Annotated in this window: 37 protein-coding genes and 1 pseudogene; 33 read left to right on the top strand and 5 right to left on the bottom strand. The window is 67.9% G+C overall.

What is annotated here, in order from left to right; genetic code table 11:
• Nucleotides 1-156: 156 nt before the first annotated feature.
• Nucleotides 157-941: pseudogene (locus ACFYZB_RS18200) on the bottom strand (hypothetical protein).
• A 103-nt stretch (nucleotides 942-1,044) separates the two neighbouring features.
• Nucleotides 1,045-1,509, bottom strand: coding sequence for an ATP-binding protein (locus ACFYZB_RS18195; RefSeq protein WP_388759382.1), 465 nt, complete (start codon nucleotides 1,507-1,509; stop codon nucleotides 1,045-1,047).
• Nucleotides 1,510-1,647: 138 nt separating this feature from the next.
• Between ACFYZB_RS18195 and ACFYZB_RS18190 the strand changes: the two genes are divergently transcribed.
• Genes ACFYZB_RS18190 through ACFYZB_RS18180 form a run of 3 tightly spaced genes read left to right on the top strand, consistent with a single transcriptional unit; the run spans nucleotide 1,648 to nucleotide 3,906 of the window.
• Nucleotides 1,648-2,493 carry a helix-turn-helix domain-containing protein gene (locus tag ACFYZB_RS18190; protein WP_388759380.1) on the top strand — a complete coding sequence of 282 codons (846 nt, stop codon included), beginning with the start codon at nucleotides 1,648-1,650 and terminating at the stop codon, nucleotides 2,491-2,493.
• Entirely contained in the window at nucleotides 2,490-2,669 is a 180-nt protein-coding gene (locus ACFYZB_RS18185) for a DUF397 domain-containing protein (protein WP_388759377.1), read from the top strand. Before ACFYZB_RS18190 ends, ACFYZB_RS18185 begins: the two co-directional genes overlap by 4 nt.
• Nucleotides 2,670-2,688: 19 nt before the next feature.
• Entirely contained in the window at nucleotides 2,689-3,906 is a 1,218-nt protein-coding gene (locus ACFYZB_RS18180) for a hypothetical protein (RefSeq protein WP_388759374.1), read from the top strand.
• 12 nt (nucleotides 3,907-3,918) lie between these two features.
• On the opposite strand, the gene ACFYZB_RS18175 is transcribed toward ACFYZB_RS18180, so the two are convergent.
• The 3 genes from ACFYZB_RS18175 to ACFYZB_RS18165 all read right to left on the bottom strand — a co-directional run bounded on the left by ACFYZB_RS18175 (nucleotide 3,919) and on the right by ACFYZB_RS18165 (nucleotide 6,439).
• Complete coding sequence (locus tag ACFYZB_RS18175) at nucleotides 3,919-5,154, bottom strand: MFS transporter (RefSeq protein ID WP_388759372.1); 1,236 nt, start codon at nucleotides 5,152-5,154, stop codon at nucleotides 3,919-3,921.
• A gap of 116 nt (nucleotides 5,155-5,270) precedes the next feature.
• Nucleotides 5,271-6,239 (bottom strand): toxin glutamine deamidase domain-containing protein, encoded by a 969-nt coding sequence (locus tag ACFYZB_RS18170; RefSeq protein ID WP_388759370.1) that lies wholly within the window; start codon nucleotides 6,237-6,239, stop codon nucleotides 5,271-5,273.
• A gap of 41 nt (nucleotides 6,240-6,280) precedes the next feature.
• Nucleotides 6,281-6,439 (bottom strand): hypothetical protein, encoded by a 159-nt coding sequence (locus ACFYZB_RS18165; protein ID WP_388759368.1) that lies wholly within the window; start codon nucleotides 6,437-6,439, stop codon nucleotides 6,281-6,283.
• Between the two features lie 577 nt (nucleotides 6,440-7,016).
• Between ACFYZB_RS18165 and rpsJ the strand changes: the two genes are divergently transcribed.
• The 30 genes from rpsJ to rplQ all read left to right on the top strand — a co-directional run bounded on the left by rpsJ (nucleotide 7,017) and on the right by rplQ (nucleotide 23,277).
• Nucleotides 7,017-7,325 (top strand): 30S ribosomal protein S10, encoded by a 309-nt coding sequence (gene rpsJ, locus ACFYZB_RS18160; RefSeq protein WP_003948644.1) that lies wholly within the window; start codon nucleotides 7,017-7,019, stop codon nucleotides 7,323-7,325.
• Nucleotides 7,326-7,341: 16 nt separating this feature from the next.
• Entirely contained in the window at nucleotides 7,342-7,986 is a 645-nt protein-coding gene (gene rplC / locus ACFYZB_RS18155; protein WP_014674369.1) for a 50S ribosomal protein L3, read from the top strand.
• Between the two features lie 8 nt (nucleotides 7,987-7,994).
• Entirely contained in the window at nucleotides 7,995-8,645 is a 651-nt protein-coding gene (rplD, locus tag ACFYZB_RS18150; RefSeq protein WP_351214445.1) for a 50S ribosomal protein L4, read from the top strand.
• Nucleotides 8,645-9,064 (top strand): 50S ribosomal protein L23, encoded by a 420-nt coding sequence (rplW, locus tag ACFYZB_RS18145; protein WP_055706469.1) that lies wholly within the window; start codon nucleotides 8,645-8,647, stop codon nucleotides 9,062-9,064. Before rplD ends, rplW begins: the two co-directional genes overlap by 1 nt.
• A 40-nt stretch (nucleotides 9,065-9,104) precedes the next feature.
• Nucleotides 9,105-9,941: a 50S ribosomal protein L2 gene (gene rplB / locus ACFYZB_RS18140; RefSeq protein ID WP_030601203.1), complete on the top strand. Its 837-nt coding sequence runs from the start codon at nucleotides 9,105-9,107 to the stop codon at nucleotides 9,939-9,941.
• 12 nt (nucleotides 9,942-9,953) lie between these two features.
• Nucleotides 9,954-10,235: a 30S ribosomal protein S19 gene (gene rpsS, locus ACFYZB_RS18135; protein ID WP_030641188.1), complete on the top strand. Its 282-nt coding sequence runs from the start codon at nucleotides 9,954-9,956 to the stop codon at nucleotides 10,233-10,235.
• 45 nt (nucleotides 10,236-10,280) lie between these two features.
• A complete protein-coding gene (gene rplV / locus ACFYZB_RS18130) occupies nucleotides 10,281-10,628 on the top strand; it encodes a 50S ribosomal protein L22 (protein WP_351143382.1) in 348 nt (115 codons plus the stop codon).
• Nucleotides 10,628-11,446, top strand: a complete 819-nt coding sequence (gene rpsC / locus ACFYZB_RS18125) for a 30S ribosomal protein S3 (protein ID WP_055706471.1) — start codon at nucleotides 10,628-10,630, stop codon at nucleotides 11,444-11,446. The genes rplV and rpsC overlap by 1 nt, the downstream gene beginning before the upstream one ends.
• Nucleotides 11,447-11,451: 5 nt before the next feature.
• Nucleotides 11,452-11,871: a 50S ribosomal protein L16 gene (gene rplP / locus ACFYZB_RS18120; RefSeq protein WP_009190136.1), complete on the top strand. Its 420-nt coding sequence runs from the start codon at nucleotides 11,452-11,454 to the stop codon at nucleotides 11,869-11,871.
• Nucleotides 11,871-12,095 (top strand): 50S ribosomal protein L29, encoded by a 225-nt coding sequence (gene rpmC, locus ACFYZB_RS18115; protein WP_007494763.1) that lies wholly within the window; start codon nucleotides 11,871-11,873, stop codon nucleotides 12,093-12,095. Before rplP ends, rpmC begins: the two co-directional genes overlap by 1 nt.
• Nucleotides 12,095-12,382, top strand: coding sequence for a 30S ribosomal protein S17 (gene rpsQ, locus ACFYZB_RS18110; protein ID WP_055706472.1), 288 nt, complete (start codon nucleotides 12,095-12,097; stop codon nucleotides 12,380-12,382). The genes rpmC and rpsQ overlap by 1 nt, the downstream gene beginning before the upstream one ends.
• Before the next feature lie 100 nt (nucleotides 12,383-12,482).
• Nucleotides 12,483-12,851: a 50S ribosomal protein L14 gene (gene rplN, locus ACFYZB_RS18105; RefSeq protein ID WP_003998823.1), complete on the top strand. Its 369-nt coding sequence runs from the start codon at nucleotides 12,483-12,485 to the stop codon at nucleotides 12,849-12,851.
• 2 nt (nucleotides 12,852-12,853) lie between these two features.
• Nucleotides 12,854-13,177 (top strand): 50S ribosomal protein L24, encoded by a 324-nt coding sequence (rplX, locus tag ACFYZB_RS18100; RefSeq protein WP_014674376.1) that lies wholly within the window; start codon nucleotides 12,854-12,856, stop codon nucleotides 13,175-13,177.
• Entirely contained in the window at nucleotides 13,177-13,734 is a 558-nt protein-coding gene (rplE, locus tag ACFYZB_RS18095; RefSeq protein WP_014674377.1) for a 50S ribosomal protein L5, read from the top strand. The genes rplX and rplE overlap by 1 nt, the downstream gene beginning before the upstream one ends.
• A gap of 5 nt (nucleotides 13,735-13,739) precedes the next feature.
• Nucleotides 13,740-13,925, top strand: coding sequence for a type Z 30S ribosomal protein S14 (locus ACFYZB_RS18090; RefSeq protein WP_003948630.1), 186 nt, complete (start codon nucleotides 13,740-13,742; stop codon nucleotides 13,923-13,925).
• Between the two features lie 213 nt (nucleotides 13,926-14,138).
• Entirely contained in the window at nucleotides 14,139-14,537 is a 399-nt protein-coding gene (rpsH, locus tag ACFYZB_RS18085) for a 30S ribosomal protein S8 (RefSeq protein WP_014674378.1), read from the top strand.
• Between the two features lie 24 nt (nucleotides 14,538-14,561).
• The gene (gene rplF / locus ACFYZB_RS18080) at nucleotides 14,562-15,101 is read left to right on the top strand and encodes a 50S ribosomal protein L6 (RefSeq protein WP_351214453.1); all 540 of its coding nucleotides are present in this window, start codon (nucleotides 14,562-14,564) and stop codon (nucleotides 15,099-15,101) included.
• A gap of 3 nt (nucleotides 15,102-15,104) precedes the next feature.
• Nucleotides 15,105-15,488, top strand: coding sequence for a 50S ribosomal protein L18 (rplR, locus tag ACFYZB_RS18075; RefSeq protein WP_014674380.1), 384 nt, complete (start codon nucleotides 15,105-15,107; stop codon nucleotides 15,486-15,488).
• A gap of 43 nt (nucleotides 15,489-15,531) precedes the next feature.
• On the top strand, nucleotides 15,532-16,137 hold the full coding sequence (gene rpsE / locus ACFYZB_RS18070) for a 30S ribosomal protein S5 (RefSeq protein WP_009190144.1): 606 nt from the start codon (nucleotides 15,532-15,534) through the stop codon (nucleotides 16,135-16,137).
• 2 nt (nucleotides 16,138-16,139) lie between these two features.
• Nucleotides 16,140-16,322: a 50S ribosomal protein L30 gene (gene rpmD, locus ACFYZB_RS18065; RefSeq protein ID WP_003998814.1), complete on the top strand. Its 183-nt coding sequence runs from the start codon at nucleotides 16,140-16,142 to the stop codon at nucleotides 16,320-16,322.
• Between the two features lie 2 nt (nucleotides 16,323-16,324).
• Complete coding sequence (rplO, locus tag ACFYZB_RS18060) at nucleotides 16,325-16,780, top strand: 50S ribosomal protein L15 (protein ID WP_030745257.1); 456 nt, start codon at nucleotides 16,325-16,327, stop codon at nucleotides 16,778-16,780.
• 244 nt (nucleotides 16,781-17,024) lie between these two features.
• Entirely contained in the window at nucleotides 17,025-18,338 is a 1,314-nt protein-coding gene (secY, locus tag ACFYZB_RS18055; protein ID WP_351214457.1) for a preprotein translocase subunit SecY, read from the top strand.
• Nucleotides 18,338-19,000, top strand: a complete 663-nt coding sequence (locus tag ACFYZB_RS18050; protein ID WP_351214459.1) for an adenylate kinase — start codon at nucleotides 18,338-18,340, stop codon at nucleotides 18,998-19,000. Before secY ends, ACFYZB_RS18050 begins: the two co-directional genes overlap by 1 nt.
• A 103-nt stretch (nucleotides 19,001-19,103) precedes the next feature.
• Entirely contained in the window at nucleotides 19,104-19,940 is an 837-nt protein-coding gene (gene map, locus ACFYZB_RS18045; protein ID WP_351214461.1) for a type I methionyl aminopeptidase, read from the top strand.
• 146 nt (nucleotides 19,941-20,086) lie between these two features.
• On the top strand, nucleotides 20,087-20,308 hold the full coding sequence (gene infA / locus ACFYZB_RS18040; RefSeq protein ID WP_003948620.1) for a translation initiation factor IF-1: 222 nt from the start codon (nucleotides 20,087-20,089) through the stop codon (nucleotides 20,306-20,308).
• Between the two features lie 59 nt (nucleotides 20,309-20,367).
• Nucleotides 20,368-20,481 carry a 50S ribosomal protein L36 gene (gene rpmJ / locus ACFYZB_RS18035; protein WP_003998809.1) on the top strand — a complete coding sequence of 38 codons (114 nt, stop codon included), beginning with the start codon at nucleotides 20,368-20,370 and terminating at the stop codon, nucleotides 20,479-20,481.
• Between the two features lie 191 nt (nucleotides 20,482-20,672).
• The gene (rpsM, locus tag ACFYZB_RS18030; RefSeq protein WP_009300593.1) at nucleotides 20,673-21,053 is read left to right on the top strand and encodes a 30S ribosomal protein S13; all 381 of its coding nucleotides are present in this window, start codon (nucleotides 20,673-20,675) and stop codon (nucleotides 21,051-21,053) included.
• A gap of 65 nt (nucleotides 21,054-21,118) precedes the next feature.
• Nucleotides 21,119-21,523 carry a 30S ribosomal protein S11 gene (rpsK, locus tag ACFYZB_RS18025; RefSeq protein ID WP_003956432.1) on the top strand — a complete coding sequence of 135 codons (405 nt, stop codon included), beginning with the start codon at nucleotides 21,119-21,121 and terminating at the stop codon, nucleotides 21,521-21,523.
• Between the two features lie 151 nt (nucleotides 21,524-21,674).
• Nucleotides 21,675-22,697, top strand: coding sequence for a DNA-directed RNA polymerase subunit alpha (locus ACFYZB_RS18020; RefSeq protein WP_003966937.1), 1,023 nt, complete (start codon nucleotides 21,675-21,677; stop codon nucleotides 22,695-22,697).
• 85 nt (nucleotides 22,698-22,782) lie between these two features.
• Nucleotides 22,783-23,277, top strand: coding sequence for a 50S ribosomal protein L17 (gene rplQ / locus ACFYZB_RS18015; RefSeq protein ID WP_351210423.1), 495 nt, complete (start codon nucleotides 22,783-22,785; stop codon nucleotides 23,275-23,277).
• Nucleotides 23,278-23,298 lie beyond the last annotated feature (21 nt).

Genomic DNA, 23,298 nt, shown 5'->3' with positions numbered 1-23,298 from the left:
TCACCCCCCCCCACCCCCCCCCCCCCCCCCCCCCCCCCCCCCCCCCCCCCCCCCCCGGGGGGGGGGGGGGGGGGGGGGGGGGGGGCCGCCCCCCCCCCCCCCGCCGCGGCCTTGATCGACACCACCGACTGCGCGTGGCGGCGAAGGCGGGCTTCATCAGGAGGGCTCGTCGGTCTCTTCGGCGAAGATCTCTTCCACCGTGGCGGCGGTGACGGCGCGCCGGTGCCAGCGGCGCAGGATCTCGGGGTCAGCGCAGCCGGTGATGCGCTCACGGACCTCTTCCGGGACGCCGATGCCCCGCACGTCCAGGACGTCCAGGACGTCCTCGGCGGCGCGCCGCATCTCGGCCTCGGCTCGGAGCTTGTCCGCAACCTCGGCTCGGATCTCCTCCGAAAGCTCGACTCGGAGCTCCTCCAAAACCTCGGCTCGGACCTCTTGGGCGAGGTCCGACTTGTAGAAAGACAGGTCCACGGCCACCAGCTTCCTCCACAGTTGTGCGGCCGGGTGCTTCCCCAGACCTTGTGCGACGAGTTCGATGATCGGGTTGGCGACGCTCGGCGGTGTGTCCCGCAGAACGGTCGTCATTGATGTGAGTATGGCCCCGACGTCCGGATTCATGGCGTGAGTGATCGCGGACAGCGTGGCGAGAGCGAGGTCCTTAGCAGGAACGAGGCGTAGTACGCCCAGCTCGCCGGCTTGTCGGGGTCCTTCTTTCCCTGGGCCTCGACGGCGAGGAGTAAGGGCTCCTCGTCCTCCGTCTCCAGGCGAAGGAGCGTGTCCACACGGCGTTCGACCGGGCTGGTCTCGGTGAGGTCGTTGGGCAGGACGGTGACAGAGGTCGGTGGGGAGAAGCCGACGCCCAGCACTTCGGAGACCCGGGAGAAGAGCCCCGGGTGATCGTGGAAGATGCGGTGCATCGCCTCGTGGGACGAGCTGACCATGGAGTGGTTCAGGGCCTTTCATCGGTATGGGAGAGCGGCGCTCAGGCAGGCTGCGGGGAACGAGCGGGTCAACCTGCATGGAATCCAGCCGAGTTGGCGAGGTTCACCCTCGTGGGCGAGTTTGCTCTGGGGCGAGTTCCGGTGCCGTGAGGGTCACCTCGGCCCAGACGGTCTTGCGTGGATGCCGCCCCTGGGCGACGCCCCAGCGGTCGGCGAGGGCTTCCACGAGGAGGAGTCCGCGCCCCGATTCGCCGTCCGCGTCCGGGAGCTGGAGCAGGGGGAGGTGGTCACCGCGCGTATCGGTCACCTCGATGCGGAGCCTGTCGCCGACGACGTAGAGCAGCAACTGGAAGTCACGGCCGGGCACGCGCCCGTGGGTGGCGGCGTTCGCGGCGAGCTCGGCCACGATGTGCGTCGCCCTCTCCAACGGCAGCCCCCACGTGCGGAGTTGCTGTTCGGTGAGGAGCCGGGCGAGACGGGCGCCCCGTGGTGTGGGGGACAGGCGAACACTGAAGTTGGGGATGTTGCCGCCGAGTTGCTTTTCAGGGGCAGCCATTTCTTGATTCACATCACCGAGCGTGGCGGAACCTGCTTCCGTGAAGGGAGTGACTGCGCCTGTACGTACGGTGACTGTCCCCGCTTTGTCTCGGCTGTCTCGGCTGTCTCGGGCGTTGTACGGGTACGAGCGCGCGGCGGAGGAGGAGCCATGGGCGAGGGAGTGGACGAGGCCGGTTGGGACGTCGATCCGGGCGACGAGATCGAGCCGGTGGTCCAGGCGGTGGGGCGGCTGCTCAGGGTCTGCCGCGAGGCGGCCGGGATGACGGTGACCGAGCTGGCCGAGGCCATGGGGTACGGCGAGGACATGATCCGCAAGATCGAGCGGGGCGCCCGTATCCCCCGGCCGGAGTTCCTGGACAGGGCGGACACCTTGCTGAGGGCACAGGGGCATCTGAGGGCCTTCATGGAGGACATGAAGAAGGCCCGGTACCCGAAGAAGGTGCGGGAGCTGGCGGAGATGGAGGAGCGGGCCGTGGAGTTGCTGCTGTACAGCAACCACAACATTCATGGCTTGTTGCAGACGGAGGAGTACGCGCGAGCGCTGTTGCGGACCTGGCGTCCGGCCTACTCACCGGACCAGCTGGAGCGCATGGTGGGCGCTCGCATGGCCAGGAAGTCCGTCTTCGAGCGGTCACCCGCACCGGAGTTCAGCTTCGTCCAGGAAGAGGTGACGCTGCGGCGCCCGGTCGGGGACACAATGGTGTTGCGCCGACAGCTCGGACACATGCTGGAGGTGGCCCGGTTGCCGTTCGTGGAGCTTCAGGTGATGCCGACCGCACGGGCGAACCACCCTGGAACGGGGGGACGCATCCAAGTGCTGAAGTTTGCGGACGGTACAGGGATGGGCCGTACCGACGGCGACTTCTCGGGCCGTCCGGTCTCGAATCCGAGGCAGCTCAGGGTCCTTGATCTGCGCTATGGCATCATCCGGGCTCAGGCGCTCACGCCAGAGGAGTCTCTGGTCTTCATCGAGCAAGCACTGGGAGAACTATGAGCACCCCAGAACTCCACTGGTTCAAGAGCAGCTACAGCGACAGCAGCAACGGCAACGACTGCGTCGAGGTAGCCGAAGCCCCCACCACCATCCACATCCGCGACTCCAAGAACACCGACGGTCCCCGCCTCGTCCTCGCGCCGGAGACCTGGTCGACGTTCGTCCGCACGCTCTGACCCGACCGAAAGCGAACCCGTGAGCACCGTCCCGCCCTCCGAACACCCCGATGAGTCCTCCATACCCGACGAGCAGTGGGAGGCGTTCCTCCGCGAGGCCGTGGAGGACGGTGGCAGGGACGCGCCGAAGGAGCCGTCCGCGCGGGCGCGGATGGTGACCCGTCGGCTGCGGGAGCAGGACGAGGCGACGCGGTTCCAGGTGATCGAGGGCGGCGGCCGGCGACGGTGGTGGCGGCGGAAGCGGGCGCAGGCGCCACAGCAGGCGACGCCACCGGGCTGGCGCACCGGTCCGGCCTGGCGGGAGATGAACGGGCGGAGCAGCCGGCGCCGTACCGTGGGCTCGGTGATCGGCGTGGTGCTGGCCGCGGCGCTCACCGTCGTGGCCGTACGGCCGTCGCTGCTGCTGGACCGGCTTCCCGGTGGTCACCACACCTCCTCCGCGCCGCTGCCCGCCGAGACGGCGCTGCCGTCCAGCGCCCCGGGCGGCGGGGACCAGGGCGGACTGCCCACCCGCAAGGACCCGTTCCGTGGCTCGCCCGCCCAGCGGTGGGCCGACGGGGCGGCCGCCATCGAGGTGCCGGCCGCGAAGGCCGCGGGCGGGATGAGCCAGGAGGACGTGGCCCTCGCCCTGCGCCGCACCAAGGAGTTCCTGGTCGACACCGACCTGGACCCGGCCGTGCTGCGCGGCGGGCGGCCCGACGCGGCGCTGGCCCTGCTCGACCCGCGGCAGCCCCACACCCTGTCCGACCTGCGGCGCTCACTGCGCACCCCGGACCGCGACCACGACCCCCTGCAACTGGTGACCCGCTTCGACCCGACGCAGGTGGCCCTCGCCGGTGACGTGGTCAAGGTGCGCGGCCACATGACGTTCGCCGCCGGTGCCGCGGGCGAGGTGCGGGTGCACGCGGACTACACCTTCGTCTACCCGCTGGTGCGGGCCGGAGGGAAGGGTGAGGGCGACGTCGTGGCACGGACGATCATCCGCCGCGACCTGACCATGGTCCTGCTCGACCCGCACAAGTGGATCGCGACCGAGGGCAAGCTCGGGATCCGGTCGTACGGCAGCGAGTTCTACAACAGCGAGTGCGGCGTCTACGACGGCTACTACCACCCGATCTTCCCGGACGCCGCCCCCACCGGCGCCCCTGCCACGGGCCCCGCCGCAGACCCCTACGACCGCAGCAAGTCCCTGGCGGACGACCGCCACAAGGGCTGCGGCACGGTCACCCGCACCTGACGCACGCCTTCGTCACGTACGCCGCCGAAAGCCGAGGGCCCACACCAGCAGCGCCACCGCCAGCAGCGCGGCACCCGGCGCCGGTACGGCTCCCCACCCGCCGAACCGGTACGCGGTGACACCGATCGCCGAGCCGGCCGCGCCGCCGAGGTAGTACGACGTCATGTAGACGGACGCGATCCGGGCGCGGGGGTGGTCCGGAAGGCCGTAGACGACGTTCATGTTCAGCAGATGGACGCCGTGGACCACGGCGTCCATGACCAGCACCCCGGCCACCAGCCAGGCCAGGCTGCGGCCGCCCGGCCACAGAGCCGCGAACGAGGCCACGCCCAGGGCCAGCAGCACACCGGTGGCCGCCTGTTGCCCGCCCCGGTCGGCGAGCCGTCCCGTTGCCTTGGCCGCGATCGCGCCCGCCGCGCCGACCAGTGAGAACAGCCCGATCGCGGACGAGTCCCAGCCGTAGTGCGGGCCGGCCAGCAGGAACGCCGAGGTCGCCCAGAAGACGCTGAACGCGGCGAAACAGCAGGCCCCGATCAGTGAGCGGCGGCGCAGTACCGGTTCCGTGGCCGCCAGCCGCAGCGTGGCGGCGAGCTGGGCGCCGTACCCGAGCGACACGTCCGGCGGGGATGGTGGCAGGAGCCGTACGAGGAGCAGGGCCACGGCCGCCAGCGTCCCTGCCGCCGCCAGGAACACGGCACGCCAGCCGCACGCCCCGCCGAGCAGCCCGGCCGCCGTACGGGAGACCAGGATGCCCAGCAGGACGCCGGTGAGCAGGGTGCCCATCGCCCGGCCGCGCTGCTCGGCGGGCACGACGGAGGCGGCGTACGGGATGAGGATCTGCACGACGACCGCCCCCGCGCCCACGGCCAGGCCGCCCGCCAGCAGTACCCACAGCGCGGGGGCCGCCCCCGACAGCAGCATTCCGGCGCAGGCCGCGCCGAGCAGGAACCCGATCAGGCGTCGGCGCGCCACGATGTCGCCGAGCGGCACGATCAGGAGGAGGCCCAGGGTGTATCCGGCCTGCGTGGCGGTCACCAGCGTTCCCGCGGAGGAGGGCGAGGCGCCGTACGACGCAGCGATTTGGGGCAGCAAGGGCTGGCAGTAGTAGAGGCAGGCGGCGATCAGACCGCAGGACGCCGCCAGCAGACCGACCAGGCGCGGGTGCGGCGGGGGAGAGGACGCGGCCCCGTCCCTCGGGTCGGGCGACCGGCAGGGGTCCGTCTTCTCGGTCGGGGCAGGAACAGTCATGTAGGGACGCTAGGCAGCTCCTGGACCCACCCCAAGATCCAATACCCTCTCCCGGGAATGGCCCACTTCGATCCGTCCGCAGGCAGCTGCACTCTCCCGCCGTTGCGCCCGCGAGATCACGGGTATCGGTCAGGCAGGCCCCGCAGCAGGACCAGCTCGCGCAGCAGGGCCGGCGGGTCCAGGCGGGCGAGCGAGGCGGTGAGGCCGTCCAGGAAGACGACCTGACCCTGGTTGTTGTGTGCGTACAGCAGATTCCCGGAGACCTCGTGGCCGCCGATCTCGCGTCGTACCCAGATCACCCCGCGGGTGTCCGGGCCCGGCTCCGTGATCGCCTTGGTCACGTCGTCCCAGTCGGTCACGCGGACCCGCTCGAACTCCGGGAAGTAACGACGGCCGAGCCGAGCCCACCAGCCAGGGGCCTCGTGGGACGGGTACCAGGGCAGGGCCACGGAGGGGTTGCCGTCGATCCCGCAGTGCACGGCGACCAGGCAGCCGCGCGCGTTGAGCCGCTGGGGGTGCCCGTGGTGGGCGGCCTGCGTGAGCGGGCCCGGCGACAGGTCGGCGAGCGGGTCGCTGGGGGAGGGGTGGAAGGGCGTACCGCCGTCCTTGGGGACCACGACGGAGGCAGCCAGCATCGGGGTGCCGGGGAAGCCGGGCTGGGGCAGCGCCCGGCAGGCCATCAGCCAGGCGGTGGCCGTCTCGTGGACCGGGGTCGGCGCGGACGGCTCCACCAGGCCGCCGTAAGTGGCCTGCAGCCAGGCCGTGGCCTGCCGCTCCGGGTCGACGCCCCACCCGGCGTCCCGCCACGCCTGCCAGGAGTCCGGCCAGGCCCCGGCGGCCTGCAGCGCCAGGTACTGAGCGGTCGGCAGGGCCGTGGGCGGGAAGTGGGGATCCGCTCCGTCGTGCGGTACGACGATGACCGAGCTGAACGGGGCCAGGGCCCGGTCGCCCGTCTCCAGGTGCTCCCGGAAGTCGAAGCGCACGGTCCAGCCGTACGGGAACTTGACCGCGGTGTCAGGGAGCACGACGACGGAGTGCGCACGCTCCGGGTACGCCTTCGTCCGCAGGTGGCGTTCTGCCGTCACCACGGCTTCTTCCCGGGTCACCGTCCGGGCCGCGTGGGAAGTCACCGCGCGGGCCGCGGGTCGCGCCCTGCCGACCCCGGGCAGCGCAGCTCCAGCCGGGTCGGCTGGTGCCTCTCGGCGTTCTCGGCCCGATGCCGACCGTATGCGCCGTGGGCGATCCCGGAGGCGCGTCGCGCCTCCGTCGCTCGCGTGGAGGTCATGCCAGTGCTCCCCACTCGCTGTCGGGCGTCCCCCGGAAATCCTTGCCGTGGCGATCTTGACACAGGGCGTGCACCGGGAAGGGATCTCTCGGTTCCGGGATACAAGGCGGGCACAGAACGCTCCCGGCGGCTTCACACCCCGCTTGGGGCGCCCTCGGTTTGACCCACGTCACCCCACGGGTATTCTCTCCGCCCCGATTGGCATCCGCCCCGCCCCCTATGGCAGACTGTCGGAGTTGCTCGGTCGAGTGTTGATGCTGCGCGCCTCCCGCCGGGAGGACCGGAAGCGAGTCCCACAGTACTCGTCGCCCTAACTGCCCACGGGCAGCACTGGGGCGGACGTACGGGAATCTTCCGGGAAGCGTGGGCGCGGCACCGGCCAGGCGCCCGGTGGGCCCGAGGTCCCCGGTCCGCGGTTCCGGAAGGGCCGTCGTAATCCCGCAGGGATGTTCGAACAAGGGACATCTGTGTCAGCGGGAGCGCGACACGCCCGACCGCGTGGGTCGGAGAAACGACGGCAGCAGCAAGGAATCCACCGGGTTCCAGAGCGTAAGAGAGACAGGACTACTGAGTAGCCATGGCGGGACAGAAGATCCGCATCCGGCTCAAGGCCTACGACCACGAGGTCATCGACTCCTCGGCGAAGAAGATCGTCGAGACGGTGACCCGCACTGGTGCGTCGGTCGCGGGCCCGGTGCCGCTGCCCACTGAGAAGAACGTGTACTGCGTCATCAAGTCGCCGCACAAGTACAAGGACTCGCGCGAGCACTTCGAGATGCGCACGCACAAGCGCCTGATCGACATTCTCGACCCGACCCCCAAGACCGTTGACTCTCTGATGCGACTCGACCTGCCGGCCGGTGTCGACATCGAGATCAAGCTCTGAGGCTGGTGGGCTGAGAATGGCTAAGCAGATCAAGGGCATCCTGGGCGAGAAGCTCGGCATGACGCAGGTGTGGGACGAGAACAACCGCGTTGTTCCGGTCACCGTCGTCAAGGCCGGCCCCAACGTCGTCACCCAGGTCCGTACGAACGACGTCGACGGCTACGAGTCGGTCCAGATCGCCTTCGGCGAGATCGACCCGCGCAAGGTGAACAAGCCCCTCAAGGGCCACTTCGCCAAGGCCGACGTCACCCCCCGTCGCCACCTCGTCGAGATCCGGACGGCCGACGCCTCCGAGTACACCCTCGGCCAGGAGATCACCGCCGAGGTGTTCGAGGCCGGTGTGAAGGTCGACGTGACCGGCAAGAGCAAGGGCAAGGGCTTCGCCGGTGTCATGAAGCGCCACAACTTCCGTGGCCTCGGCGCCGGACACGGCACCCAGCGCAAGCACCGCTCGCCCGGTTCCATCGGTGGCTGCGCCACCCCGGGCCGCGTGTTCAAGGGCCTCCGCATGGCGGGTCGCATGGGCAACGAGCGGGTCACCACCCAGAACCTGACCGTCCACGCCGTTGACGCGGAGAAGGGTCTGCTGCTCATCAAGGGCGCGGTTCCCGGTCCGAACGGCGGCCTCGTCCTGGTCCGCACCGCGGCCAAGGGGGCCTGAGGTAACCGATGAGCACTGTTGACATCCTTTCGCCGGCGGGCGAGAAGGCCGGTTCCGTCGAGCTCCCCGCGGAGATCTTCGACGCCAAGGTCAGCGTTCCGCTGATCCACCAGGTCGTCGTCGCGCAGCTGGCCGCTGCCCGCCAGGGCACGCACAAGACCAAGACCCGCGGTGAAGTCCGTGGTGGTGGCAAGAAGCCGTACCGCCAGAAGGGCACCGGTCGCGCCCGTCAGGGTTCGACCCGCGCGCCGCAGTTCGCCGGCGGTGGCGTCGTCCACGGCCCGCAGCCGCGTGACTACTCGCAGCGCACCCCGAAGAAGATGAAGGCCGCCGCCCTGCGCGGTGCCCTCACCGACCGGGCGCGTCACAACCGCATCCACGTCGTCTCCGGCGTGGTCGAGGGTGCGATCTCCACCAAGGCCGCCAAGAGCCTGTTCGGCAAGATCTCGGAGCGCAAGAACCTGCTCCTGGTCGTCGAGCGCTCCGACGAGGCCGCGTGGCTGTCCGCCCGCAACCTGCCCCAGGTCCACATCCTGGAGCCGGGCCAGCTGAACACGTACGACGTTCTCGTCTCGGACGACGTGGTCTTCACCCAGGCCGCTTTCGAGTCCTTCGTCGCCGGCCCGAAGGCCAACGACACCGAAGGGAGCGAGGTCTGATGGCCATCCGTCACCCCGCTATCGCCTCGAAGGCCGCCAAGGCCGCCAAGGCCGCGCGCGTCGCCAAGGCGCGCCGTCACGCCGCCGAGGGCAAGAACACCGTCGAGACCCCGCTGAGCAAGTCCTTCACGGACCCCCGTGACGTGCTGCTCAAGCCGGTTGTCTCCGAGAAGAGCTACGCGCTCCTCGACGAGAACAAGTACACGTTCGTCGTCGCCCCGGGCGCCAACAAGACCCAGATCAAGCAGGCCGTCCAGGCGGTCTTCGACGTCAAGGTCACCGGGGTCAACACGATCAACCGCCAGGGCAAGCGCAAGCGGACCCGCACCGGTTTCGGCCAGCGTGCCGCGACCAAGCGCGCGATCGTGACCCTCGCCGAGGGCGACCGTATCGACATCTTCGGCGGTCCGACCGCCTAAGGGCGGTCCGGATCGTCCGATATCGGACGAGGACTGAGAAATGGGAATCCGCAAGTACAAGCCGACTACGCCGGGCCGTCGTGGCGCCAGCGTCGCCGACTTCGTCGAGGTCACGCGGTCCACGCCGGAGAAGTCGCTGGTCCGCCCCCTGCACAGCAAGGGCGGCCGTAACAACGCCGGTCGTGTGACCGTTCGCCACCAGGGTGGCGGACACAAGCGCGCCTACCGAGTGATCGACTTCCGTCGTCACGACAAGGACGGCGTGCCGGCGAAGGTCGCGCACATCGAGTACGACCCCAACCGCACCGCGCGCATCGCGCTGCTGCACTACGCCGACGGCGAGAAGCGCTACATCCTCGCCCCGCGCAACCTGCAGCAGGGCGACACCGTGGAGAACGGTCCCGGGGCCGACATCAAGCCGGGCAACAACCTGGCCCTCCGCAACATCCCGGTCGGTACCACGATCCACGCGATCGAGCTCCGTCCCGGTGGCGGTGCCAAGTTCGCCCGCTCCGCCGGTGCCTCCGTGCAGCTGCTCGCGAAGGAGGGCGCCTACGCCCACCTGCGCATGCCGTCCGGCGAGATCCGCCTGGTCGACGTCCGCTGCCGCGCCACCGTCGGCGAGGTCGGCAACGCCGAGCAGAGCAACATCAACTGGGGTAAGGCCGGCCGTAAGCGGTGGCTGGGCGTCCGCCCGACCGTCCGTGGTGTCGTGATGAACCCGGTTGACCACCCGCACGGTGGTGGTGAGGGCCGGACCTCCGGTGGTCGCCACCCTGTGTCCCCGTGGGGCAAGAAGGAAGGCCGTACTCGTTCGCCCAAGAAGGCGTCGAACAAGTACATCGTCCGCCGCCGCAAGACGAACAAGAAGCGCTAAGGACGGGTTGAGATGCCTCGTAGCTTGAAGAAGGGGCCCTTCGTCGACGACCACCTGATGAAGAAGGTGGACACGCAGAACGAAGCCGGCACCAAGAACGTCATCAAGACCTGGTCCCGTCGCTCGATGATCGTCCCGGCCATGCTCGGCCACACGATCGCGGTGCACAACGGCAAGACCCACATCCCGGTGTTCGTCACCGAGTCGATGGTCGGCCACAAGCTCGGCGAGTTCTCGCCGACCCGCACCTTCCGGGGCCACGTCAAGGAAGACCGGAAGTCGAAGCGCCGCTAGTAGCGGATCGCATTCAGACACGTAAGTAACTCTGAAGGGACAACCATGGAAGCCAGGGCCCAGGCGCGGTACATCCGCGTCACGCCCATGAAGGCCCGCCGTGTGGTGGACCTCATCCGTGGCATGGACGCCACGGAGGCCCAGGCTGTTCTGCGATTCGCTCCGCAGGCAGCCTCGGTTCCGGTCGGCAAGGTGCTCGACAGCGCCATTGCCAACGCCGCGCACAACTACGACCACACCGATGTCGACAGCCTCTTCGTTTCCGAGGCCTTCGTCGACGAGGGCCCGACCCTGAAGCGGTTCCGTCCGCGTGCCCAGGGCCGTGCCTACCGGATCCGCAAGCGGACCAGCCACATCACCGTGGTCGTCAGCAGCAAGGAAGGAACCCGGTAATGGGCCAGAAGGTAAACCCGCACGGGTTCCGGCTCGGTGTCACGACCGACTTCAAGTCGCGTTGGTACGCCGACAAGCTGTACAAGGACTACGTCAAGGAAGACGTCGCCATCCGTCGGATGATGACGTCCGGCATGGAGCGCGCCGGCATCTCCAAGGTCGAGATCGAGCGCACCCGTGACCGCGTGCGGGTGGACATCCACACCGCTCGTCCGGGCATCGTCATCGGCCGCCGTGGCGCCGAGGCCGACCGCATCCGCGGCGACCTCGAGAAGCTCACGGGCAAGCAGGTCCAGCTGAACATCCTCGAGGTCAAGAACCCCGAGACCGACGCTCAGCTGGTTGCCCAGGCCGTCGCCGAGCAGCTCTCCTCCCGCGTCTCCTTCCGTCGGGCCATGCGCAAGAGCATGCAGTCCGCCATGAAGGCCGGCGCCAAGGGCATCAAGATCCAGTGCGGTGGCCGCCTCGGCGGCGCCGAGATGTCCCGCTCGGAGTTCTACCGCGAGGGCCGCGTGCCCCTGCACACGCTCCGCGCGAACGTGGACTACGGCTTCTTCGAGGCCAAGACGACCTTCGGCCGCATCGGCGTGAAGGTCTGGATCTACAAGGGCGACGTCAAGAACATCGCCGAGGTCCGCGCCGAGAACGCTGCCGCCCGTGCGGGTAACCGCCCGGCCCGCGGTGGCGCCGACCGCCCGGCCCGTGGTGGCCGCGGTGGCGAGCGGCGCGGTCGCAAGCCGCAGCAGGCTGCCGGCGCCGAGGCCCCCAAGGCCGAGGCCCCCGCCGCTCCGGCTGAGAGCACCGGAACGGAGGCCTGACCGACATGCTGATCCCCCGTAGGGTCAAGCACCGCAAGCAGCACCACCCGAAGCGCAACGGTATGTCCAAGGGTGGCACGCAGGTTGCGTTCGGCGAGTACGGCATCCAGGCGCTGACCCCGGCCTACGTCACGAACCGCCAGATCGAGGCGGCCCGTATCGCGATGACCCGTCACATCAAGCGTGGCGGCAAGGTCTGGATCAACATCTACCCGGACCGTCCCCTCACCAAGAAGCCTGCCGAGACCCGCATGGGTTCCGGTAAGGGTTCTCCGGAGTGGTGGATCGCGAACGTCAAGCCCGGACGTGTGATGTTCGAGCTGTCGTACCCCAACGAGAAGATCGCCCGTGAGGCGCTGACCCGTGCGGCCCACAAGCTGCCGATGAAGTGCCGGATCGTCAAGCGCGAGGCAGGTGAAGCGTGATGTCGGCCGGTACCAAGGCGTCCGAGCTGCGCGAGCTGGGCAACGAGGAGCTTCTGGCGAAGCTCCGCGAGGCCAAGGAAGAGCTGTTCAACCTCCGCTTCCAGGCGGCGACGGGTCAGCTCGAGAACCACGGCCGTCTCAAGGCGGTCCGCAAGGACATCGCCCGGATCTACACCCTCATGCGTGAGCGTGAGCTCGGCATCGAGACGGTGGAGAACGCCTGATGAGCGAGAAGAACGTGACTGAGCAGAACACTGAGGCGCGCGGTTTCCGCAAGACCCGTGAGGGCCTCGTCGTCAGCGACAAGATGGACAAGACCGTCGTCGTCGCCGTCGAGGACCGCGTCAAGCACGCGCTGTACGGCAAGGTCATCCGCCGTACCAACAAGCTCAAGGCGCACGACGAGCAGAACGCCGCGGGTGTCGGCGACCGCGTCCTCCTGATGGAGACCCGGCCGCTGTCCGCGACGAAGCGCTGGCGCGTCGTCGAGATCCTCGAGAAGGCCAAGTAATTCTCCTGCGGGGCGCCCCTCGCAGGACAGTTCCGCCAGGCTCCGGGGGCCGCTCGGTTGAGCGGCCCCCGGGGAACCGGCAGACATTCAGGAGATAGACGTGATCCAGCAGGAGTCGCGACTGCGCGTCGCCGACAACACTGGTGCGAAGGAAATCCTTTGCATCCGTGTGCTCGGTGGCTCCGGTCGCCGCTACGCGGGCATCGGTGACGTCATCGTCGCCACCGTCAAGGACGCGATCCCCGGTGGCAACGTGAAGAAGGGTGACGTCGTCAAGGCGGTCATCGTTCGCACCGTCAAGGAGCGCCGCCGTCCGGACGGCTCGTACATCCGCTTCGACGAGAACGCCGCCGTCATTCTGAAGAACGACGGCGACCCTCGCGGCACCCGCATCTTCGGCCCGGTCGGCCGTGAGCTGCGCGAGAAGAAGTTCATGAAGATCATCTCGCTCGCGCCGGAGGTGCTGTAAGCATGAAGATCAAGAAGGGCGACCTGGTCCAGGTCATCACCGGTAAGGACAAGGGCAAGCAGGGCAAGGTCATTGCCGCTTACCCGCGCGAGGAGCGCGTCCTGGTCGAGGGTGTCAACCGGGTCAAGAAGCACACCAAGGCCGGTCCGACCGCTAGCGGTTCCCAGGCCGGCGGCATCGTGACCACCGAGGCCCCGATCCACGTGTCCAACGTTCAGCTGGTCGTGGAGAAGGACGGCCAGAAGGTCGTCACGCGTGTCGGTTACCGCTTCGACGAAGAGGGCAACAAGATCCGCGTTGCCAAGCGGACGGGTGAGGACATCTGATGGCTACCACCACCACTCCGCGTCTGAAGACGAAGTACCGCGAGGAGATCGCGGGCAAGCTGCGTGACGAGTTCAAGTACGAGAACGTCATGCAGGTTCCCGGCCTCGTCAAGATCGTGGTCAACATGGGTGTGGGCGACGCCGCCCGCGACTCCAAGCTGATCGAGGGCGCCATCCGCGACCTCACCACGATCACCGGTCAGAAGCCGGCCGTCACCAAGGCCCGCAAGTCCATCGCGCAGTTCAAGCTGCGTGAGGGCCAGCCGATCGGTGCCCACGTCACGCTCCGTGGCGACCGCATGTGGGAGTTCCTGGACCGCACCCTGTCGCTCGCGCTGCCGCGCATCCGCGACTTCCGTGGTCTGTCCCCCAAGCAGTTCGACGGCCGTGGCAACTACACCTTCGGTCTCACGGAGCAGGTCATGTTCCACGAGATCGACCAGGACAAGATCGACCGTGTCCGGGGTATGGACATCACCGTGGTGACCACGGCGACCAACGACGAAGAGGGCCGTGCCCTTCTCCGTCACCTCGGCTTCCCGTTCAAGGAGGCGTGAGCGAGATGGCGAAGAAGGCTCTCATCGCGAAGGCTGCTCGCAAGCCCAAGTTCGGTGTGCGTGGCTACACCCGTTGCCAGCGCTGCGGCCGCCCGCACTCCGTGTACCGCAAGTTCGGCCTCTGCCGCGTGTGCCTTCGTGAGATGGCTCACCGTGGCGAGCTGCCGGGCGTGACCAAGAGCTCCTGGTAATCCCGGTAATTCGGAATCACCAAGGCTCTCGGTAAGTAGATAGGGCGGTCGGACGCCCAGCCCGCATGCCTTAGGCTTGTGGGGTTGGGCGTCTGTCGCCGCCCGTACGACTTACTACGCCGTAGGTCCACCGCGCCGCACCCGTCCCGTCTCGGATCGGGGAGAGGGATGGCGCACCAGGAAACCCCGGCGAGAGAGGCCGAAGGCCAATTCATGACCATGACTGATCCGATCGCAGACATGCTGACGCGTCTGCGGAACGCGAACTCGGCGTACCACGACTCGGTGTCGATGCCGCACTCCAAGATCAAGTCTCACATCGCGGAGATCCTCCAGCAGGAGGGCTTCATCACGGGCTGGAAGGTCGAGGACGCCGAGGTCGGCAAGAACCTCGTCCTGGAGCTGAAGTTCGGCCCCAACCGTGAGCGCTCCATCGCGGGCATCAAGCGGATCTCCAAGCCCGGTCTCCGGGTGTACGCGAAGTCCACCAACCTGCCGAAGGTGCTCGGCGGCCTCGGCGTGGCGATCATCTCCACGTCGCACGGGCTCCTCACCGACAAGCAGGCCGGCAAGAAGGGCGTGGGTGGGGAAGTCCTCGCCTACGTCTGGTAGCAGAAGGGAACGGAGGAAACAGCTATGTCGCGCATCGGCAAGCTCCCCATCGCGGTTCCCGCCGGCGTGGACGTCACCATCGACGGCCGTACGGTCTCGGTCAAGGGCCCCAAGGGCACGCTGACCCACACCGTCGCGGCTCCGATCGACATCGCTAAGGGCGAGGACGGCACCCTGCAGGTGACCCGCCCGAACGACGAGCGTCAGAGCAAGGCCCTGCACGGCCTCTCCCGCACGCTGGTGGCGAACATGATCACCGGCGTGACCCAGGGTTACGTGAAGAAGCTCGAGATCAGCGGTGTCGGTTACCGAGTGACCGCCAAGGGTTCGAACCTGGAGTTCGCTCTCGGTTACAGCCACCCGATCCTGGTCGAGGCCCCCGAGGGCATCACCTTCAAGGTGGAGACCCCGACCCGCTTCCAGGTCGAGGGCATCGACAAGCAGAAGGTCGGCGAGGTTGCGGCCAACATCCGCAAGCTGCGCAAGCCCGACCCGTACAAGGCCAAGGGCGTCAAGTACGAGGGCGAAGTCATCCGCCGCAAGGTCGGAAAGGCGGGTAAGTAAGCCATGGCATACGGGCAGAAGATCCTCAAGGGCGACGCCTACAAGCGCGCCGCGATCAAGCGCCGTCACATCCGGATCCGCAAGCGGATCTCCGGTACGGCGGAGCGCCCCCGTCTGGTCGTGACCCGCTCCAACCGTCACATCGTGGCGCAGGTGATCGACGACCTGAAGGGCCACACCCTGGCGTCGGCGTCCACCCTGGACGCGTCGATCCGCGGTGGCGAGGCCGACAAGTCCGCGCAGGCCAAGCAGGTCGGCGCCCTGGTCGCCGAGCGTGCCAAGGCCGCCGGTGTCGAGGCCGTCGTGTTCGACCGTGGTGGTAACCAGTACGCCGGCCGCATCGCGGCTCTGGCGGACGCCGCCCGCGAGGCCGGGCTCAAGTTCTGAGCCACGGTTCCGTAGCTAGCGGAAACAGAGAGAGGTAATTCCAATGGCTGGACCCCAGCGCCGCGGTGGCGGTGCCGGTGGCGGCGAGCGGCGGGACCGGAAGGGCCGTGACGGCGGCGCTGCTGCCGCCGAGAAGACCGCGTACGTTGAGCGCGTCGTCGCGATCAACCGCGTCGCCAAGGTTGTGAAGGGTGGTCGTCGCTTCAGCTTCACCGCGCTGGTCGTGGTGGGCGACGGTGACGGCACCGTGGGTGTCGGTTACGGCAAGGCCAAGGAGGTGCCGGCCGCCATCGCCAAGGGCGTTGAGGAGGCCAAGAAGCACTTCTTCAAGGTCCCCCGGATCCAGGGCACCATCCCGCACCCGATCCAGGGTGAGAAGGCTGCCGGCGTCGTGCTGCTCAAGCCCGCGTCCCCCGGTACCGGTGTTATCGCCGGTGGTCCGGTGCGTGCCGTGCTCGAGTGCGCCGGTATCCACGACGTGCTGTCGAAGTCGCTCGGCTCCGACAACGCGATCAACATCGTGCACGCGACCGTGGAGGCCCTGAAGGGTCTGCAGCGTCCCGAGGAGATCGCGGCCCGCCGTGGTCTGCCGCTCGAGGACGTCGCTCCCGCGGCTCTCCTTCGTGCGCGTGCCGGGGCGGGTGCGTAATCATGGCGCAGCTCAAGATCACGCAGGTCAAGTCCTACATCGGCAGCAAGCAGAACCACCGTGACACCCTGCGGTCGCTTGGTCTCAAGGGGATCAACACCGTGGTCGTCAAGGAGGACCGCCCCGAGTTCCGCGGCATGGTGCACACCGTCCGCCACCTCGTGACGGTCGAGGAGGTCGACTGATCATGGCGGAGCAGAACCCGCTGAAGATCCACAACCTCCGTCCCGCCCCCGGCGCCAAGACCGCCAAGACCCGTGTCGGTCGTGGTGAGGCGTCTAAGGGTAAGACGGCCGGTCGTGGTACCAAGGGCACCAAGGCCCGCTACCAGGTTCCGGAGCGCTTCGAGGGTGGCCAGATGCCGCTGCACATGCGCCTCCCGAAGCTGAAGGGCTTCAAGAACCCGTTCAAGACCGAGTACCAGGTCGTGAACCTCGACAAGCTGGCCGCGCTCTACCCCGAGGGTGGCGAGGTCACCGTCGAGGGCCTGGTGGCCAAGGGTGCCGTTCGCAAGAACAGCCTCGTCAAGGTCCTCGGCCAGGGCGAGGTCTCCGTGGCGCTGCAGGTGACGGTCGACGCCGTCTCCGGCTCCGCCAAGGAGAAGATCACCGCCGCCGGCGGTACGGTCACCGAGCTGGTCTGAGTTCCTCAGGTCCCTCGATGACGTGAACGATCCCGACCGGGGATACTCCACAAAAGGGGTATCCCCGGTTGGTCGTTCCAAGGGGGGTGCTCTCGCCGGTAAGGTGGCCAGCACTGCCTACTTTCAATGGATGCTTCCCATGGGGCACCCTGAGCGGCAGTTGACCGTTAGTAATTCGTCTGTATCCGTCGAACCTCAAGACCGTCACCCTTGACGCAGTTGCGCGGGGGTCGCAGGAGGCACCGTGCTCACCGCGTTCGCCCGGGCGTTCAGGACGCCCGACCTGCGCAAGAAGCTGCTCTTCACGCTGGCCATCATCGTGGTCTACCGGGTCGGTACCCACATTCCGATCCCCGGCGTCAACTACAAGGCCGTCCAGCAGTGTGTGACCGAGGCACAGGGCAACCAGGGCCTGTTCGGCCTCGTGAACATGTTCAGCGGTGGTGCGCTGCTGCAGATCACGGTCTTCGCGCTCGGCATCATGCCCTACATCACGGCCAGCATCATCCTTCAGCTGCTGACCGTGGTCATCCCGCGCCTGGAAGCCCTCAAGAAGGAGGGGCAGGCCGGTACGGCGAAGATCACGCAGTACACCCGCTACCTGACGGTGGCCCTGGCGATCCTGCAGGGCACCGGCCTGGTCGCCACCGCCCGCACCGGCCGGCTGTTCAACGGCTGCTCGGTCGCCACGAGCATCGTCCCGGACCAGGCGATCTTCACGACCATCACGATGGTCGTCTGCATGACTGCCGGTACGGCCGTCGTGATGTGGCTCGGTGAGCTGATCACCGACCGCGGCATCGGCAACGGCATGTCGATCCTGATGTTCATCTCGATCGCCGCGACGTTCCCGTCGGCGCTGTGGGCCATCAAGAAGCAGGGCACCCTGGCCGGCGGCTGGATCGAGTTCGGCACCGTCATCCTGGTCGGCCTGGTCATGGTCGCGCTCGTGGTCTTCGTCGAGCAGGCCCAGCGCCGCATCCCGGTGCAGTACGCGAAGCGCATGATCGGCCGCCGTTCCTACGGCGGTACGTCCACGTACATCCCGCTCAAGGTGAACCAGGCCGGTGTGATTCCGGTCATCTTCGCCTCCTCGCTGCTCTACATCCCGGCGCTCGTGGCGCAGTTCGCGGGGGGCAAGTCGGGCTGGAAGACCTGGGTCGAGCAGAATCTGACCAAGGGCGATCACCCGATTTACATCACGGCGTACTTTTTGCTCATCGTGTTCTTCGCGTTCTTCTATGTGGCGATCTCCTTCAACCCCGAGGAAGTCGCCGACAACATGAAGAAGTATGGTGGCTTCATCCCGGGCATCCGGGCTGGCCGACCGACCGCTGAGTACCTCAGCTACGTGCTCAACCGGATCACCTGGCCGGGTTCGCTGTATCTGGGTCTGATCGCTCTCGTGCCGACAATGGCGTTGGTGGGCTTTGGGGCAAGCCAGAACTTCCCCTTCGGTGGGACCAGCATCCTGATCATCGTGGGTGTCGGTCTCGAGACGGTGAAGCAGATCGAGAGCCAGCTCCAGCAGCGCAATTACGAAGGGTTCCTCCGCTGATGCGTATCGTCCTCGTCGGGCCGCCGGGTGCCGGTAAGGGAACGCAAGCCGTCCGCCTCGCCGAGAAGCTGTCGATCCCGCACATCTCCACGGGCGACCTGTTCCGGGCCAACATCAGCCAGCAGACCGAGCTGGGCAAGCTCGCGAAGTCCTACATGGACGCCGGCAACCTCGTCCCGGACGAGGTGACCATCGCCATGGCCAAGGACCGCATGGAGCAGCCGGACGCCGAGAAGGGCTTCCTGCTCGACGGCTTCCCGCGCAACGTGTCGCAGGCCGAGGCGCTGGACCAGCTTCTGGAGACCGAGAGCATCAAGCTGGACGCCGTCCTGGACCTGGAGGTCCCGGAGGACGAGGTCGTCAAGCGGATCGCCGGCCGGCGCATCTGCCGCAACGACTCCTCGCACGTCTTCCACGTGACGTACAGCCGGCCGAAGAAGGACGGCGTCTGCGACGTCTGCGGCGGCGAGCTGTACCAGCGCGACGACGACTCCGAGGACACCGTCCGCAAGCGGCTCGAGGTCTACCACACGCAGACCGAGCCGATCATCGACTACTACAAGGCGCAGGGCCTGGTCGTGACGATCTCCTCCCTGGGCCCCGTGGACGAGATCACGCACCGGGCGCTGGAAGCGCTCAAGCGTGAGAAGGCCGAGAGCTGACGAGCCCGGCTCCCCAGGCCGCGGCGCCCTTCCCGGGGTGCCGCGGCCGTAGTGTTGTACAGATACCCCAGTCGATGTGAGTGACGGAGAGCGCAGGCCCCCCATGGTGCAGATCAAGACGCCCGAGCAGATCGCGAAGATGCGTGCGGCGGGCCTGGTCGTCGCCGCCATCCACGCGGCCACCCGCGAGGCCGCGGTGCCCGGCGCCTCCACCAAGGACCTGGACGAGGTCGCCCGCAAGGTCCTCGCCGAGCACGGCGCCAAGTCGAACTTCCTGGGCTACGGCGGCTTCCCCGCGACCATCTGCACCTCGGTGAACGACGTGGTCGTGCACGGCATCCCCTCCGACGACGTCGTCCTCAAGGACGGCGACATCATCTCCATCGACTGCGGCGCGATCGTGGACGGCTGGCACGGCGACGCGGCCTACACGGCCTTCGTGGGCTCCGGTCACGCACCGGAGCTGATCGAGCTCTCCCGGGTGACCGAGGAGTCGATGTGGGCCGGCATCGCGGCCATGAAGCAGGGCGCCCGTCTGGTCGACGTCTCCCGGGCGATCGAGACGTACATCCGCCGCCAGCCCAAGCCCGGCGGCGGTCGCTACGGCATCATCGAGGACTACGGCGGCCACGGCATCGGCACCGAGATGCACATGGACCCGCATCTGCTGAACTACGTCGACCGGCGCCGCGGCAAGGGCCCCAAGCTGGTGCCCGGCTTCTGCCTCGCGATCGAGCCGATGGTCTCCCTCGGCACCCCCCGCACGGAGGTCCTGTCCGATGACTGGACGGTCATCACGACGGACGGCACATGGTCCTCCCACTGGGAGCACTCGGTCGCCCTGACCGCGGAGGGCCCCCTGGTCCTGACGGCGCCGGACGGCGGCAAGGCGAAGCTCGCCGAGTACGGCATCACGGCCGCGCCCGATCCGCTCGGTTAGTGATCTCCCGGGTGGGGCAGACTCTCTCGATTCGCCTTTCCCGGTGGGCCGACGTAGACTGACTCGTCGGCTCTCGTGCACCCTCATGCCTGCGTGCTTGCGAGTGGACGAAAGCCGGTCAAGGTAGTCGATTCGAAGGGCGAAGCGTGGCCAAGAAGCAAGGTGCCATCGAGATCGAGGGCACTGTCGTCGAGTCTCTTCCGAACGCTATGTTCAAGGTCGAGCTCCAGAACGGTCACCAGGTCCTGGCACACATCAGCGGCAAGATGCGTATGCACTACATCCGCATCCTCCCTGACGACCGGGTCGTGGTGGAGCTGTCTCCGTACGACCTGACGCGTGGCCGGATCGTCTACCGCTACAAGTAGATCTTGCCCGCATCCCGCTTCCGCGGGGTGGTGGCACTGACCCGGAGAACCTCAATCCAATGAAGGTCAAGCCGAGCGTCAAGAAGATCTGCGACAAGTGCAGGGTGATCCGCCGTCACGGTCGGGTCATGGTCATCTGCGAGAACCCGCGCCACAAGCAGCGCCAGGGCTGACGCACGACCGTAACCCTCTGCACCTCTATCGCAGAGATTCGCGCGACGCGAGCTGAATATGTTCATACGCAGAACCCGAGCCCACCAGCTCGACACCCCCGGTTCGGAGGCCGGGGACCCGGTTCGTACCTCGTACGGCGGCCGGGAGCCGGTTCTGCGGAAGACCTCCGAAGATCACCAGGAGCCATTGAATGGCACGCGTTTCCGGTGTTGACATCCCGCGCGAAAAGCGCGTGGAGGTCGCCCTGACCTACGTGTTCGGCATCGGCCGGACCCTCTCGAAGGAGACGCTGGCTGCGACCGGCGTCGACCCGAACACCCGCGTTCGCGACCTCTCCGAGGAGCAGCTCGTCGCGATTCGTGAGTACGTCGACAACAACATCAAGACCGAGGGTGACCTCCGTCGCGAGATCCAGGCCGACATCCGCCGCAAGGTCGAGATCGGCTGCTACCAGGGTCTGCGTCACCGTCGCGGTCTGCCCGTCCGCGGTCAGCGCACCAGCACCAACGCCCGCACCCGCAAGGGCCCGCGTCGCGCCATCGCCGGCAAGAAGAAGCCGGGCAAGAAGTAGTCCGCAGCGGACACCTGTCCACGGTCTTCGCTGTAGGACCGACCACCTCCCGTAGGAGTTAGTAGATGCCCCCCAAGGGACGTCAGGGCGCTGCCAAGAAGGTGCGCCGCAAGGAAAAGAAGAACGTCGCTCACGGCCACGCGCACATCAAGAGCACGTTCAACAACACGATCGTCTCCATCACGGACCCGTCCGGCAACGTGATCTCCTGGGCCTCCGCCGGCCACGTCGGCTTCAAGGGCTCCCGGAAGTCCACGCCGTTCGCCGCGCAGATGGCCGCCGAGTCGGCCGCCCGCCGCGCCCAGGAGCACGGCATGCGCAAGGTCGACGTGTTCGTCAAGGGCCCGGGCTCCGGTCGTGAGACCGCGATCCGCTCCCTGCAGGCCACGGGCCTCGAGGTCGGCTCCATCCAGGACGTCACCCCGACCCCGCACAACGGCTGCCGTCCGCCGAAGCGCCGCCGCGTCTGACGCACGGCCTTCGTCTGGCTCAGGGTTTCCGGGCGGTGCGGCTCCTTCGGGTCGTACCGCCCGTACCCTTGCAGTACCCGCACTTCTCGCGGTGCGGTTTCCGTCGGGCGTCAAATAGCGGGCGTCCACGAATGAAGGATCTGATCCACACATGCTGATCGCTCAGCGTCCCTCGTTGACCGAAGAGGTCGTCGACGAGTTCCGCTCCCGGTTCGTGATCGAGCCGCTGGAGCCGGGCTTCGGCTACACCCTCGGCAACTCCCTCCGCCGCACCCTCCTGTCGTCGATCCCCGGCGCTGCTGTCACCAGCATCCGCATCGACGGCGTCCTGCACGAGTTCACCACCGTGCCGGGCGTCAAGGAGGACGTCACCGACCTGATCCTCAACATCAAGCAGCTGGTCGTCTCCTCGGAGCACGACGAGCCGGTCGTGATGTACCTGCGCAAGCAGGGCCCGGGTCTGGTCACCGCCGCCGACATCGCGCCCCCGGCCGGTGTCGAGGTGCACAACCCCGACCTCGTCCTCGCCACGCTCAACGGCAAGGGCAAGCTGGAGATGGAGCTGACGGTCGAGCGCGGCCGCGGTTATGTCTCCGCCGTGCAGAACAAGCAGGTGGGCCAGGAGATCGGCCGTATCCCGGTCGACTCCATCTACTCGCCGGTGCTGAAGGTCACGTACAAGGTCGAGGCCACGCGTGTCGAGCAGCGCACCGACTTCGACAAGCTGATCGTCGACGTCGAGACCAAGCAGGCGATGCGTCCCCGTGACGCCATGGCCTCCGCCGGTAAGACCCTGGTCGAGCTGTTCGGTCTCGCCCGCGAGCTGAACATCGACGCCGAGGGCATCGACATGGGCCCGTCCCCCACGGACGCCGCCCTGGCCGCCGACCTCGCGCTGCCGATCGAGGAGCTGGAGCTCACGGTCCGCTCCTACAACTGCCTCAAGCGTGAGGGCATCCACTCCGTGGGTGAGCTCGTCGCCCGCTCCGAGGCCGACCTGCTGGACATCCGCAACTTCGGTGCGAAGTCCATCGACGAGGTCAAGGCGAAGCTGGCCGGCATGGGCCTGGCCCTGAAGGACAGCCCGCCCGGATTCGACCCCACGGCCGCTGCCGACGCCTTCGGCGCCGACGACGACGCGGACGCGGGTTTCGTGGAGACCGAGCAGTACTGATCGGTCGCAGCCGGTGAGCATCCGCTCATCGGGTTCCTGACCCCGGTACCTGACACGGCCGGGGCAGACACACAGGAGAAGAACAATGCCGAAGCCCACCAAGGGTGCCCGTCTGGGCGGCAGCGCCGCGCACGAGAAGCTGCTCCTCGCGAACCTGGCGAAGAGCCTCTTCGAGCACGGCCGTATCACCACCACCGAGGCGAAGGCCCGCCGCCTGCGCCCGTACGCCGAGCGTCTGATCACCAAGGCGAAGAAGGGCGACCTTCACAACCGCCGTCAGGTGCTCCAGGTCATCACGGACAAGAGCATCGTCCACACGCTCTTCACCGAGATCGGCCCGCGTTACGAGAACCGTCCGGGTGGCTACACCCGCATCACCAAGATCGGTAACCGCCGTGGCGACAACGCGCCCATGGCCGTCATCGAGCTGGTCGAGGCGCTGACGGTGCAGCAGAAGGCCGTGGGTGAGGCCGAGGCCGCCACCAAGCGTGCGGTCAAGGAGGCCGACGAGGCCAAGGCTGCGGAGACCACCGAGGCTCCGGCCGAGGAGGCCGCTGCCGAGGAGTCGTCGGAGGCCTGAGGCTCTGCCTTGAGCTGAGCG

This window comes from Streptomyces sp. NPDC001852 (genome assembly GCF_042891825.1).
In the GTDB taxonomy this organism is placed as follows: Bacteria; Actinomycetota; Actinomycetes; order Streptomycetales; family Streptomycetaceae; genus Streptomyces.
The sequence above is the reverse complement of the archived record's forward strand: the minus strand, read 5'-3'. Positions and strand labels throughout refer to the sequence as shown.